At 59.3% G+C, this 12,936-nt stretch carries 14 protein-coding genes and 1 tRNA gene; 5 read left to right on the top strand and 10 right to left on the bottom strand.

Features of this window, described 5'->3' with window-relative positions:
* The first annotated feature begins 78 nt into the window (after positions 1-78).
* Both FZZ92_RS01445 and FZZ92_RS01440 read left to right on the top strand, forming a co-directional pair.
* The gene (locus tag FZZ92_RS01445; RefSeq protein ID WP_006849603.1) at positions 79-468 is read left to right on the top strand and encodes an AbrB family transcriptional regulator; all 390 of its coding nucleotides are present in this window, start codon (positions 79-81) and stop codon (positions 466-468) included.
* Positions 469-631: 163 nt separating this feature from the next.
* Positions 632-907: a hypothetical protein gene (locus tag FZZ92_RS01440; protein ID WP_226422401.1), complete on the top strand. Its 276-nt coding sequence runs from the start codon at positions 632-634 to the stop codon at positions 905-907.
* 27 nt (positions 908-934) lie between these two features.
* Here FZZ92_RS01440 and FZZ92_RS01435 read toward each other — a convergent pair whose 3' ends face one another.
* The 4 genes from FZZ92_RS01435 to FZZ92_RS01420 are packed head-to-tail and all read right to left on the bottom strand — an operon-like array spanning position 935 to position 4,600.
* A complete protein-coding gene (locus tag FZZ92_RS01435; RefSeq protein ID WP_226422400.1) occupies positions 935-1,678 on the bottom strand; it encodes an amino acid ABC transporter ATP-binding protein in 744 nt (247 codons plus the stop codon).
* Positions 1,675-2,649, bottom strand: a complete 975-nt coding sequence (locus FZZ92_RS01430; protein WP_226422399.1) for an amino acid ABC transporter permease — start codon at positions 2,647-2,649, stop codon at positions 1,675-1,677. The genes FZZ92_RS01435 and FZZ92_RS01430 overlap by 4 nt, the downstream gene beginning before the upstream one ends.
* Positions 2,649-3,539: an ABC transporter permease subunit gene (locus FZZ92_RS01425; RefSeq protein WP_226422398.1), complete on the bottom strand. Its 891-nt coding sequence runs from the start codon at positions 3,537-3,539 to the stop codon at positions 2,649-2,651. Before FZZ92_RS01425 ends, FZZ92_RS01430 begins: the two co-directional genes overlap by 1 nt.
* Positions 3,539-4,600, bottom strand: a complete 1,062-nt coding sequence (locus tag FZZ92_RS01420; RefSeq protein ID WP_226422397.1) for an amino acid ABC transporter substrate-binding protein — start codon at positions 4,598-4,600, stop codon at positions 3,539-3,541. Before FZZ92_RS01420 ends, FZZ92_RS01425 begins: the two co-directional genes overlap by 1 nt.
* 90 nt (positions 4,601-4,690) lie before the next feature.
* Here FZZ92_RS01420 and FZZ92_RS01415 point away from each other — a divergent pair, with 90 nt between their 5' ends.
* Positions 4,691-5,014 carry a hypothetical protein gene (locus FZZ92_RS01415; protein ID WP_226407829.1) on the top strand — a complete coding sequence of 108 codons (324 nt, stop codon included), beginning with the start codon at positions 4,691-4,693 and terminating at the stop codon, positions 5,012-5,014.
* Positions 5,015-5,029: 15 nt separating this feature from the next.
* Here FZZ92_RS01415 and FZZ92_RS01410 read toward each other — a convergent pair whose 3' ends face one another.
* Positions 5,030-6,592 (bottom strand): SulP family inorganic anion transporter, encoded by a 1,563-nt coding sequence (locus FZZ92_RS01410; protein ID WP_226422396.1) that lies wholly within the window; start codon positions 6,590-6,592, stop codon positions 5,030-5,032.
* A gap of 30 nt (positions 6,593-6,622) precedes the next feature.
* Complete coding sequence (locus tag FZZ92_RS01405; protein WP_226422395.1) at positions 6,623-7,936, bottom strand: FAD-binding oxidoreductase; 1,314 nt, start codon at positions 7,934-7,936, stop codon at positions 6,623-6,625.
* Here FZZ92_RS01405 and FZZ92_RS01400 point away from each other — a divergent pair.
* Both FZZ92_RS01400 and FZZ92_RS01395 read left to right on the top strand, forming a co-directional pair.
* The gene (locus tag FZZ92_RS01400) at positions 7,877-8,974 is read left to right on the top strand and encodes a sirohydrochlorin chelatase (RefSeq protein ID WP_226422394.1); all 1,098 of its coding nucleotides are present in this window, start codon (positions 7,877-7,879) and stop codon (positions 8,972-8,974) included. The two genes, FZZ92_RS01405 and FZZ92_RS01400, sit on opposite strands and share 60 nt — an antisense overlap.
* A 402-nt stretch (positions 8,975-9,376) precedes the next feature.
* Positions 9,377-9,643 (top strand): DUF2811 domain-containing protein, encoded by a 267-nt coding sequence (locus FZZ92_RS01395; protein WP_226422672.1) that lies wholly within the window; start codon positions 9,377-9,379, stop codon positions 9,641-9,643.
* Here the strand turns inward: FZZ92_RS01395 and FZZ92_RS01390 are convergent.
* The 4 genes from FZZ92_RS01390 to FZZ92_RS01375 all read right to left on the bottom strand — a co-directional run bounded on the left by FZZ92_RS01390 (position 9,624) and on the right by FZZ92_RS01375 (position 12,930).
* Positions 9,624-11,267: a GMC oxidoreductase gene (locus FZZ92_RS01390; protein ID WP_226422393.1), complete on the bottom strand. Its 1,644-nt coding sequence runs from the start codon at positions 11,265-11,267 to the stop codon at positions 9,624-9,626. The two genes, FZZ92_RS01395 and FZZ92_RS01390, sit on opposite strands and share 20 nt — an antisense overlap.
* 59 nt (positions 11,268-11,326) lie before the next feature.
* A tRNA-Met gene (locus FZZ92_RS01385) sits at positions 11,327-11,403 on the bottom strand.
* A gap of 46 nt (positions 11,404-11,449) precedes the next feature.
* Positions 11,450-12,418: an asparaginase gene (locus FZZ92_RS01380; RefSeq protein ID WP_115025200.1), complete on the bottom strand. Its 969-nt coding sequence runs from the start codon at positions 12,416-12,418 to the stop codon at positions 11,450-11,452.
* Positions 12,419-12,435: 17 nt separating this feature from the next.
* Positions 12,436-12,930 (bottom strand): CGLD27 family protein, encoded by a 495-nt coding sequence (locus FZZ92_RS01375; protein ID WP_115025201.1) that lies wholly within the window; start codon positions 12,928-12,930, stop codon positions 12,436-12,438.
* Positions 12,931-12,936 lie beyond the last annotated feature (6 nt).

Here is a 12,936-nt window from a genome sequence, read left to right as displayed (position 1 = left end):
CGAAAATGTTGGGTCGATTGATTGACACCCAGCCAACCAATCAGTTATGAACTAATCATCCAATGAGATGCATTCACAATGCTGACCGGTTCCGAGCTGCTTGCAAAGGTCAAAGAACTAGGGGATGTTTCCAAATCCGATCTAGTGAGAGCTTGTGGCTACGTCTCTGACAAGAAAGACGGCGGCGATCGCCTGAATTTCACTGCCTTCTACGAGGCCCTGCTTGAGGCCAAAGGCGTTAATCTGAGCAGCGGCGGTGCTGCAATTGGCAAAGGTGGCCGCAAGTTGAGCTACATCGCCAAAGTGCAGGGCAACGGCAACCTGCTGATCGGCAAGGCCTACACGGCCATGCTGAATCTCGAGCCAGGTGATGAGTTTGAAATCAAACTGGGCAAAAAAGCCATCCGTCTGATCCCCACAGGTGCAGCTGCAGAGCACAGCGAAGCCGCTGACCAGGTAGACGAGTGATCTGCAGAACCATCTTCTGAAGTTTCACAACCTCTTCCAACCCCTCCCATCCATGGGAGGGGTTTTTTATTGAGGACTGAACAACCAATACGCTCCTGCAGAGATCAGGGGGCTGGCACAGCAATTCTTGCTCGGTATGGTGAGCCGGAATGGAGCGACAGCGTTGAAATCCTTCAAGGCAGCTGTCGCTTCGGTCTTGAGCAATACGTTTCTATTTGGTGGTTCAGTTGCCCTCTCTATCCATATTGTTCTGACCTTTTTTCGGATGCATGGTCTGGTGCTGACCCTCGCTTTTGTGATGTTTTGGCTGGTCAGCGTCACCGCTTACTTCCATTGGAAGGGGCAGCAGTCGAAGCGAACCACATCCAGCAAAGCTCCATTGCCTCAAGCCAACAGCAGAAAGGCCGCTGAACCGTGGAGGGAACGACAGTCAGCCTGATGGCTGAAACCAAGCCGCTCAGCTCTTTCAGTGCTGCATCTGGTTCAGGAATCTGCGGCTGCGTTCTTCTCTGGCATTGGTGAAGAACGTCTGTGGGTCGGAGGTCTCCACCACCTGGCCCTGGTCCATAAACATCACCCGATCCGCCACCTCACGGGCAAAGCCCAGTTCGTGGGTCACCACCACCATCGTCATGCCGCCCTGGGCTAATTGGCGCATCGCATCAAGCACTTCCTTCACCCGCTCCGGATCCAAAGCGCTCGTGGGCTCGTCGAACAGCATCACCTCCGGATCCAAGGCCAAAGCCCGGGCGATCGCCACCCGCTGTTGTTGACCACCACTGAGTTGCGCCGGGTACTTCAGTGCCTGCTCCCGAATTCCCATCTGGTCGAGAAGCTCGATGGCGCGCTGCTCCGCATCAGCCTTTGCTCGCTTTTGCACCTTGATCGGAGCAAGGGTGATGTTGTCGAGAATCGAGAGATGGGGGAACAGGTTGAACTGCTGAAACACCATGCCCACACGTTTGCGAATCGCCCGCACCTGACGTTCCCCATGGGTGGCATCCAAGCGTTCCCCCAGCACATCCAAGGCACCGCCATCCAGCGATTCCAAACCATTGAAAGTACGGATCAAAGTGCTCTTTCCGGATCCCGAAGGACCCATCACCACCAGAACTTCGCCGCTGTTCACTTCCAAAGTGACGCCATCAAGAGCTCTCACCCCTTGGGAGTAGCTCTTGACCAACTCAGTGGCACGAATGGCAACGGTCATGGGGCAGAGCGGGCAGGATCGAGCTGAACTTCCAGGTGCCGGGCCAGCAGAGCCATCGCCGTACACGCCAGCCAGTAAACCGCAGCAAGCCAGAGATACACCTCCAGATAGCGACCGATGAAAGCGGGATTCGCCAACAGGCTGCGGCTGATGCCCAACAATTCGACCAAACCGAGAATGGCCATCAGGCTGGTGTTTTGCAGCAGACCCACCGCCTGATTGGTGAGCGACGGCAGTGCGACCCGCAGCGCCTGGGGCAGCACCACCAGTTGCAGCGATTGACGTGGTGAAAGGCCAAGCACGGCTGCCGCTTCCCGCTGGGTGGGCGGAATCGCCTGCAATCCACCGCGCACATCCTCAGCGATATAAGCCGCTGCAAACAAGGCGAAGGCCACGACCGCCCGTACAACCCTGTTGATCTCAAGCCCTGGCGGAAGGAACAGCGGAATCAGCAGTTGTCCGAAAAACAAAACGGCAATCAGCGGGACAGCCCGCATCAATTCGATGTAAGTAGCGCTGCTCCAGCGCAACACCGGAAGGTCACTGCGGCGGCCCAAAGCCAGCAGGATTCCCAGCGGCAGCGCCAAAGCGCCGCTGCCTCCCGTGAGCAGCAGTGTGAGTGTCAGCCCACCCCAACGACGCGATCCCACCGGCAAAAGGCCAAGGCCTCCTGCCAACAGCCAAAGCCCCAGCGGTGCCATTGCGATCCAGAGGAGCGGCAGCCAACGGCGCACGGGACCACGCTTCGGGCCGCAGAGGGTCAGCAACGTGAGGGTGATCAATCCAGCCATCCACAGCAGCGGGCGCCAACGTTGATCCGCTGGGAAACTGCCCACCGCATAAAGCGGCAGATTCGTTGTCACCACAGACCAGTCGGCGGTGTACAGCAACCAATGCAGCAGCGACCAGCCGGCCCAACCGAGCAGGGCCACCAGGAGGAGGGTGATCGAGCGATCCAACCAACGGTTCATCAGCGGCTCCTGTTCAAACGGCCCAGCACCGCACTGTTGAAGGCGGCCATGCCACCGCTGATCAGCAAATTCAGCAGCAGAAAGCTGAGCAACAGCAGCAGGAATCCTTCAATCGCGCGGCCGGTTTGCGTGATGGTGGTGTCACTTACGGCGTAGAGATCGGCATAACCCACCGCAATCGCCAACGTGCTGTTCTTGGCGAGATTGAGGTACTGGCTTGTTAGCGCAGGAAGAATCGCCGGCAGCGCCTGGGGCAGCACAATGCGACGCAACCCGAGACCTTCTCCGAGTCCAAGACTGCGGAAGGCCTCCCATTGGCCCCTTGGCACTGCATTGATGCCACCGCGCACAATCTCGGCAATCGATGCACCGGTAAACACGGTGAGTCCGACGAGAACAGCGCAAAATTCAACGCTGAGGTTCAAGCCCAACAACTGAATACCCTGATTCGAGAGCCTGATCAAGCCGCCGATCGGTGCTGCAGGAAGACCGAGGAAGGCAACGAAATACCAGAACAGCAACTGCAGGAGCAGGGGAACCTGACGAATCAGCGCCACGTACCCCCCGGCCAGGCTGCGAAGCAGACGGTTGCCGCTGCTGCGGGCTGCACCGGCAGCCACACCCAAGATGGTGGCCAGCACTAGACCAGCCACGATCACCTTGAGGCTGTTGAGCCAACCGATGGTCAGCGCCCAGAGGTAGCTGTCGGATGGGGCATAAGGGAGAGCGGTTTCCGCCAGAGCGAAGCCTGCCGGTCGGCCAAGCCAGCCAAAACCCAGCCCCAACCCCGTGCGAATCAAATTGACGGCCAGATTATTGACCAACAGGGCCAGCAAGCCGAACAGAACCCCGGCAACACCAACCTGAAGCAGAAGACGACGATGCCGCATCAGGTGAAGGGTGGAGCAATCATCAAACCACCCTCACCGGCCAGGCGATTGGCACCCCTTGGGATGGCCACCGCACTCTCCGGACCCAGATGACGGTTGTAGATCTCGCCGTAATTGCCGGTCGAACGAATCACCTGAACGACAAAGTCATCGGGGAGCCCGAGTTTGCGACCCAGGCCTGCATCCACACCCAGGAATCGCCGCAGAGCCGTCTGGGAAGGGTCGGCTTCAACTTGCTTCACCACGGCGTCGACATTGGCCTGAGTGATGCCCCGCTCCTCCGCCTCGATCAGGGCATAAACCACCCATGCCATGGCATCGCCCAAGGGCTGATCACCACCCACCACGGCCGGAGCCAAAGGCTCTTTGCTGATCCTGTCGTCGAGAATTAAATGCTGCTGTGGATCGCTAAAGCCGGAACGTGCAGCCGCCAGTTGAGACCGATCCGAGGTCATGGCTTCACATCGCCCCTGGAGGTAGCCACCGACCACCTGATTGAGATCCTGATATTTGATCGGGGTATAGGGCAGCTCTTGAGATGCGAAGGCGTCGTTGAGGTTCTGTTCCGTGGTGGTGCCTGATCCCACGCAAATGGACTTGCCGCTCAAATCAGCCAGAGAGCGCACACCGCTGGCTGCATTCACCATCAATCCCTGGCCATCGTGGAACACCACTGGAGCAAAGCGCAGACCGTTCCCCCCCACTGCATCGCGACTGAGGGTATGGGTCGTGTTGCGGGATAAGAGATCAATCTCTCCCGATCGCAATGCAGTGAATCGCTCGGGCGCGGTCAAAGGCCGGTATTGAACCTTCTCAGCGTCCCCCACAAAAGCAGCTGCCATGGCACGGCAGACATCGACATCCAATCCGGTGTAACGCCCATCAGGACTAAGAAAACTGAAACCTGGAATTTTGCCGCTCACCCCGCAGAGCAACTCGCCTCGCGCTTTAACGAGATCCAGGCGCGAACCACCCGCACTATCCAGTGAGGCGCAAGAGCTGAGCAGGGCAGACAGACCTGCCAATGCAGCGATCAGAGCACGCGAATGGGATCGGAACATCAGCGTTGGTACGGATCGGGTGGGATTGTCCCAGATCCCGGGCAAATCGACTGGAACCGATTTAATTTCGCCTTAATTAAATTCACCGCAATGAAAGTCTTGGCCGGGCTTTTGGCCGGACTGATCGCTGGAACCACAGCCCCCCCCGCTCTCTCATGGGAGGGCAGCGATCGGGGGGCTTACAACAACAAAATGGCTCTGTTGGGGGTTCTTTTAGAGAGTGCTCAGCAACGCGCTGGTGGTGACCTTCAGACGCTTTGCCTGTTGCTGAGCATCAGCAACGACGTAACCGAAAGGTACGTGGAGACCAACCCTGAAGATGCGCAGGTTCAGCAACGCCTCCTGGCCATGCACCAAGACCTCAGTGTCTGTCTCGCCACGATGGGGGCTCCCAATTCAGCCTCAAGATTCTGAAATCAAAGCTCAAGATCAGGCATGCACTGATTCCTGCCCCCCGATCCGCTCGAACAGATCAAGGCTTTCTTCGTTGAGGCCTACAACGCTGACGACCGAACCACCGTTGCGATATTTGCGGATGACCTGATCCAGTGCAGCCACGCCGCTCTGGTCCCAGATATGGGCCTGGGACAGATCAAGAGTGATGCGCTCGGGATGGTCGTGAAGATCAAATGCCTGAAGGAAGTAGACCTTGCTCACAAAAAACAGCTGCCCCTCAACCCGGTACAGACGCTCCTGATCGCTGATCTCGATGGTCTCCACCTGAATCACCTTGGCAACTTTGCGACTGAACAGAATTCCTGCCAAGGCCACGCCGGCCAAAACACCAAGGGCAAGGTTGTGAGGGGTCGTGAGCATGGTGACGGCGAAGGTCATCAGCATCACCGACGTGTCGCTCTTCGGAATGCGACGCAAGTTGAGGAGGCCATTGATGTCAGCCGTGCTGACGGCAATGCTGATCATCACGGCCACCAAAGCCGCCATCGGAATTTGCTTCAGCCAAGGTCCAGCCAGAAGGATCATCGCCAGCAGGCTGACTCCAGAAAACAAGGTTGAGAGGCGCGTGCGACCACCGTTGTCCACGTTCATCACGGACTGACCCACAAGGGCACAGCCAGCCATGCCACCAAACAGGGACGCAACAATGTTGGCAATGCCCTGACCGCGGGCCTCAACATTTTTGTTGGTGGTGGTGTCGGTCTTGTCGTCGAGGATGTCCTGGGTCAGGAAGGTTTCCATTAGGCCCACGAGCGAAATGGCCAGGGCGGTGGGCAGCACCAGCCCCAGAGTGTCCAGGCTGAAGGGAACACCTCCGGCGCCGAAGGGAAGACTGAAGGAGGGGAGGCCAGAGGGAAGGGTGCCCAGGCTGCTGACCGTAGGGATGTCGAAGCTGAAACCCACGCTGATCGCCGTCAGCACAACGATGGCGACCAGCTGCGATGGCACCACACGGGTCAGCCTTGGAAGGCCATAGATGATGACCAGACCGAGCAGGACCAACCCCCAGACGACTGGGATCTGCCCGCCATGGGGCAACAGAGAGGAGGCTCCGTGATCGGCTTCTCCAGCATGGAGATTCAAACCGAGCTGAGGCAACTGGGCCTGAAAGATGAGCAAGGCCAGCGCGTTCACAAACCCGCTTAGCACCCCTTGGGGCACAAAGCGCATCTGATACGCCAACCGCAGATACCCCCAAAGGATCTGGAGCAGACCCGTCACCAGACCAGCCACCATCAGATATTGCACCCCAAGGCCTGGCCCCCGAGCCTCACCCGTCGCCACCAGGCCTGTCATCAAGAGCGCCGTGGAGCCGGTGGCCGACGTAATCATCGCCATCCGGCCCCCAACCACTGCGATGGTTAGCGACAGGCAAAACGCTCCGAACAGACCGACCTTGGGATCCACCCCAGCGATCCCAGAAAAAGCGATGGCCTCCGGGATCATGGCGAAAGCCACCACAAGTCCGGAAAGAAGGTCTTTGCTGGGGTTAGCAAACCACTGATTCACCAGGGTTGGGTTGGATCGCTTGGCCATCAGCGGATGCCGGTTAGGGGCGACCGTAAATCAGAGCGCCGGCAGGATGCCTGCCGGATCCAAGCGCTGTTTCAGCTTTCGCAACTCCAGCAACCAGGGTCCAAACGCTGCCTCCAACTCCCTTTGATGAAACGGCAGGTGGTCATGGAACTGCGCCAGATGCACTCCAGGGCAGACCGGTTGGAGGATCTGCCAAACCGCTTCCAGCCAAGCGAGGCTGCGGCATCGGCCATCGGCATCCCCTGGCGTCCAAGCCGCCGTGATCCAAGGTTTCCACTCGGCATCGCGGTGGACAAACGAGGTAGCCGTGACTGGAACCTTTTTTGTCACCACACCAAGCTGCTGACAGGCCAGATTGCAGCCCGGATGCGGACGATGCTGCAGCAGATGGCGTAGCTCCGGCATCAAATGTCCCCAGGCCTCAGCAGCTGCAGGGCCCAACAAACCAACGACCTCCGAATGACAACGGGGAGGCAGCGGGGCTGATCCTCTCAACGATGGGAGCTGATGCAACCCCTCGATCCGCTGCGCTCCGGCCCATGCAACATGACCAACCCAAAGCGACTGCACCGCGTCGGCGCTCTCCCAATGCCATTGCAGGCTGGCACTGGAGTCCGATGCTTCCGCCTGGAGCATGAGTGCAGGGAGTTGATCCGGAGAAACCGAACGCTGTTCCACCCACAGCGGCTGAACGGGATGGGTGGTCATGCGCACCTCGCTCACCACACCCAGAAACGGTGCAGCTCCACAGAGGCCGCGCCACTCCAACGAGCCACCATCAGCTGCTCGTGACAGCGCAAAGGGGGTGCCATCACCCCACACACCATGAATCTCCAGCAATTGGTCGACAGCCAGCCCCACTTCTCGACTCAGCGGCCCCATGCCGCCGGTGAGCACATACCCAAGCCCGGGCAGCCCCGACAAACCGGCAGCCATCGTTCGGCCGTAGGGAAGCAACGCATCGAGCACCTCTCCCATTCGGCACCCTGCACCGATCAACACCGTCTGATCGGCAGGCTCCCAATCAAGACGTTTGAAGTGGGTTTGAACATCCACCGTCCAGTTGTCGGCAGCGGCGGCGCGAGATGTGGTGCCACCCCCACAGAGCCGTAATGGCCGCGGACCACTCCAATCCCGAATGCAATCACTCAAGGTTTCCGGCCGTGGAGATACCAGGCCGGAGCACCTCGCATCAGCCGCCTGCGCATTGATGAAAACGGGACGGTCTGAATCCATCGCGATGCGACCGATATCGTCAATCCATTGGAACAGCAGAGCGACCTTTTGGCCGAACAGCACGCGGAAAGCAGCAAGGAGCAACTTGGCGTTCTGATCTGCGGCCATGGCAGCCGAAACCGATTGGCCGTTGAAGAGTTCGCGCAGATGGTGGAGGCCCTGCGACCACGGCTCGCTCCGATGCCGGTCGAGCACGGTTATCTCGAATTTGCCCGTCCCATCCTTCGGGATGGCCTTGACTCGCTTCGGCAACAGGGCGTCACCAGGGTGCTGGCCATTCCAGCCATGCTTTTCGCCGCGGGGCATGCCAAGAACGACATCCCCTCCGTTCTCAACACCTACACCGCCGAAACTGGTCTGACGATCGATTACGGCCGTGAACTGGGCGTGGATCGCCTGATGGTGTCGGCTGCAGGAGCACGGGTTCAGGAATGTCTCGACGCCGCCACGAGCAGCGTTCCGCTGACCGAAACCCTCCTGGTGGTGGTGGGTCGAGGTTCATCCGATCCAGACGCCAACTCCAACGTGGCCAAGGTGACGCGCCTCCTGGTGGAAGGGTTTGGCTTCGGATGGGGAGAAACGGTGTATTCGGGCGTGACCTTCCCGCTGGTGGAACCAGGGCTACGCCATGCGGTGAAGCTGGGTTTCAAACGTGTTGTGGTGGTGCCCTACTTCCTCTTTTCAGGGGTTTTGGTGAGCCGAATCCGCCAACACACCGCTTTGGTAGAAGCGGACCACCCTGAGGTGGAGTTTCTCTCGGCGGGGTACCTGGGCGACCACACACTGGTGGTGGACACCTTCAAAGAGCGGGTCGAGGAAGTGTTGCGAGGCGACACTGCCATGAACTGCTCGCTCTGCAAGTACAGAGCCCAGGTGCTGGGCTTCGAACAGGACGTGGGGCGTGCGCAGGAAAGCCACCACCATCACGTGGAAGGACTTGCAGAAAGCTGCACGCTCTGCGAACTGGAGTGCACAGGAGCTTGCCAACCCGACGGCCTACCGATTGCCCATGACCACAGCCATGGGGCAGACCACAGCCATGGGGCAGACCACAGCCATGACCACCATCACCCCCCTTATCCCCATGCCGATCACCCCTTGGGGCCCACCACTCTGAAGCGCACCAGCGACGCTCCTAAAGATTGAATCCATAACCCTTAAGCAAAACCGCTCCTTGGTCACCAATGACACGGTTCTTGAAAGCGACAGGAGCGACGGGGCAAAGATCAGATTTGCTTATCGAACATCCTTTACAGGGGTTCGCCCGCTTTCTCCACAGGAAACACAGCCCTTTTCCACAGGCTGAAGGTTGATTGCCGGACGTGACGGTCAACCTGTGAATTTCCACGGGAAGGGCGCCATCGGGTTGACAGTCCGCTCTAACTCCCTAGGGCAAGCCATCTTCGTCGCCCTTCATGCATCCAACCCCAGTCTCAGACTGCTGTCTCATCTCGTCTCATTCGTAATTCAGCAAATGGAGACGGCTTTGACGCAAATGGCGGTTGTGTGGCTTTCTTAGTGGCGTTGGACATGGGCGAGCTAGACAACATGGATCGAAATCATCTCGAGCGATGCCATGAGATGGGGATAACGGAACACGGAACATCTGCAAAAGCCAGCTACGTGAGCCTGGAGACTGAAATTCCCGAAGTGCTCTATCGAGGCATGAAGGATTTCATCGGTGAGAACCCCACCTGGGATCAATACCGCGTCATGAGTTCCGCCCTTGCCCACTTTCTGTTTCAGAACGGCAGTGACGACCGCGCCGTAACCGAGCGCTATCTCGACGATTTGTTTATCCGCCCCGACCACTAAGGGCCAGCAGACACGCCCGACGGCTCAGGGCCATCATGGTGAGCGTTGGGCTCTGCCAGGCCGAGGAGGGCCAACAGGCACCGTCAACCACCAGCACATTGGGGACGCGCCAGAGCCGGTTGAAGGAATCGAGAACGCTGCTTGTCTCGTTCGAGCCCATCGCAGCCCCTCCAACCTCATGGATGTAATAGCCCGGTGGTGCTGCGCCGTCAGACAGAGCAACCGCCCCATCCAAGAAAGGCTCAACGAAGGGGAGATGGAAAAGGTCCTTAATCGGCTGGGCCTCACCTCCGGCAGCGTCGATACAGGCCTTGATGGAGGCGCGCATGTGCGTCACCATCGCCAGCTCATTGGGACTCCAGCGACACGCAATCAAGGGAACACGCACGCCCCAGCGATCCCGGCGCTCACTCAGCGTCACTTTGTTCTCAACTCTCGGGAGGACTTCACCGTGGCCAATGAGGAACCCGGTGATGCAGGACGGGCGACGCCTCAACCATCGAGGTGGGTCAAACCGCCCAATACCTCCCCAGAGTCCATAGCCGCCCTGAAATTCAGCAGATGACAGGTGCCGCCCAAAGGGCACAAAGAAACTTCCGGCCCCCGTGAGAGGTGGCTGCGCTGCATGGACTTGCTCGGGGAAAGCAAAAAACTGCGACGTAGAGACGTGATCCATCAGGCGTGTACCGAGACGTCCTGAAGGGTCGTCAAAACCGTTGCTCTGCTCTCCACGACGGGAACGCAGCAGGATGGAAACGGTCTGAATCGTCGAAGCAGCCAAGACCACGAGATCCGCCTTCAACTCCTTTCTGTTGCCATTGGCTTGATCAACGGCAACCACACCAGTGGCTTTGTCGCCACCTGCATCCACCAGTAGACGCTCCACCAGATGCTCAGACAGCAGCTGTGTGCGTCCTGTGGCCATGGCACGAGGAAGGCTGCTGCCGCGGCTGCTTGAGCGAGGCCATGCGGGATCCCGCCCCTGCGGCGCCGGACCAAAGCCCCTTGAGGGAATCACGGGGTAACCCAACCGATGCCGCACAACCTCGGCAAAGCGCTGCTCTGCCGGCGTCGCCGCCAGAGCCGGTTGCGTGTCTCCATCCGGCAGATAATCCAAACCATCGCGCCCACCATGAACGCCGAGCCAGCGCTCCAGTTCGGCGTAATGCGGCATCAGGTCACGGCTACGCAGGGGCCAACCAACCTGTTCGCCGTCAACGTTGACACCGGCCAGATCCTCATCGGAAAGACGCAGGGTGATGCCACCCCAGGTCAGGCTGCGACCGCCAACCTGCAAACCTCGCGTCCAGAGAAAAGGCTGGTCCGTCGGGTGGTCGTAAGGGTGGATTCTCTCGTCGGCGTACAGCCGAGGGTTTGCTTTCCAGTAGCCAGGATGCTGGGACTGCCGGCGATGACTGCCGCTGGTCAGTCCCACGATCCGCCGCAACAGATTGCCCGGCTCAGACCCGAAGGCTTCCGTGCTGGTGAGGTCAGGGCCAGCCTCCACCACAAGCACCCGCGCGCCGCCCTCAGCCAGCGTCATGGCTGCCACACCTCCACTCGCTCCCGAGCCAACGACGATGGCGTCCCAGGGGCCATCGCAGTTCATAGAGCGACTGCTCATGGAACGACCACAGACAAAAAAAGATCCCCCCTGAGGGAGATCTTTCATTCAATCAGAGTTGGTGGCGGGGGGGAGATTTGAACTCCCGACCTTCGGGTTATGAGCCCGACGAGCTACCAGACTGCTCTACCCCGCGGCGACCTGAAAATCATACATGTCGGTGTCACGCATGACTGCAGAGGTCAGGTGTGCAAGGCGCCATTCACGGTGAGCTTGACGCTCGGGTTCACGACCAGCACCTGCTCGTCCAGCTCGTCGAGCCCCATGGGCGTGAGCCAATCCAGTTGACGCAACACATGCAATGCAACCGCCTGCTTGGCACGACGGGAGCCGTCTTCAACCTTGATGGCTACCCCAAGACCTTCACCAATGCGGCTCAGACATTGAATGCCCTCAGCTCCACCTTTGCTCAAGACCTGACCATGGCTGCGGCGCATCAGCTCGGTGTCGAAACGCCCCTCGCCTGCCACCAGGTCGGGATGACTCAGCATGGCCCGACTGATCTGTTCAAGTTCAGCATGCTGTGAGGCCCCGAGATGGGCATACAGAAGCGCCATCTGGGCCAACTGCAGCACCAAGGTCGGAGCGCCGCAATCATCCCGTTCTGCAACCAATTCGTCGGCAGGCAGGCCTATCAGTTCAGCAACCCGACGGTTCACTTCAACCTGCAGCGGATGGTCGTTCTGCAGATACGACTCGAGCGGCCATCCCATCTTCCGACTGGTGGCCAGAAAAGCAGCGTGTTTGCCGGAACAATTGTGCTGAAGCGGACTGTCAGCACCATCCGGAACCGGACATTGAAGTGAAGCGCTGTCCAACTCCGCTTTCCACAGCAACCGGAAGGCTTCCCGCGCATGGGCATTGGTGCCCGCATGGGACGCGCAACTGATGGCGATGCCCCGGTCATCGACATCCATCTGGCCGGCGGTGCCACTGCTGAGAAAGGGCAGAGCCTGAAACGGCTTGAGCGCCGAGCGCATGAAACTTTCCAAGCCAGGATTCCCAGCCGACATCAGCACCCGACCACGTCCATCGCAGACCACCGCATGGACACGATGCACCGACTCCGTGATGGATCCCCGCCGAAGACAAACCTCAAGGGGCGCTGACCCGGACCGGGCTGCAGGGCTGAAGCCCGAGGGCAAAGTCATCGGTCACCCCGAGTGATTCAAAGAGCCTGACAGAGACTGGCACCAGCAAGCATCAAACCGGCCGAGGTGGCCATTGCACGGCCTAAACGCCCAAGGATTGGTCGAACCTCATGCCGAGCTACAAGCAAATCTCGTTCTCGCCATGACAAGGGTTTTTCCCAGGTCTGCCCGTCGTACCAGCCGGATTCCTCGTAGTCGACGGATTCACGCAGCAGACGCTGCATGACGTAGGTCCATCCCAGCCATTGGCGCACAAGGAGCAGCAAAGGCAGAACGAGAGCCGCAACTGCGGCTGCAGCCACGAGCCTGGGCGGATCCTGCTTGAGAGTCCAACTGCCACTGGCGATCAAACTGCACACCGGCAGCATCAACAGCCAGCTGCCGGCAAGGTGTTGCATCAAACGAGGATCCTGGCCTGCCGGCCAAGAAAAAAACCACGACTCACAGAGCTGCTGAAACTCCTCAAGAGGCCGCTGCTCCGGAGGAACGGGGCAGGACACCGCTTCTGGCATAGGGAA

The organism is Synechococcus sp. MU1611 (genome assembly GCF_020514255.1).
In the GTDB taxonomy this organism is placed as follows: Bacteria; Cyanobacteriota; Cyanobacteriia; order PCC-6307; family Cyanobiaceae; genus Parasynechococcus.
This window is presented reverse-complemented; position numbering and strand designations above follow the sequence as displayed.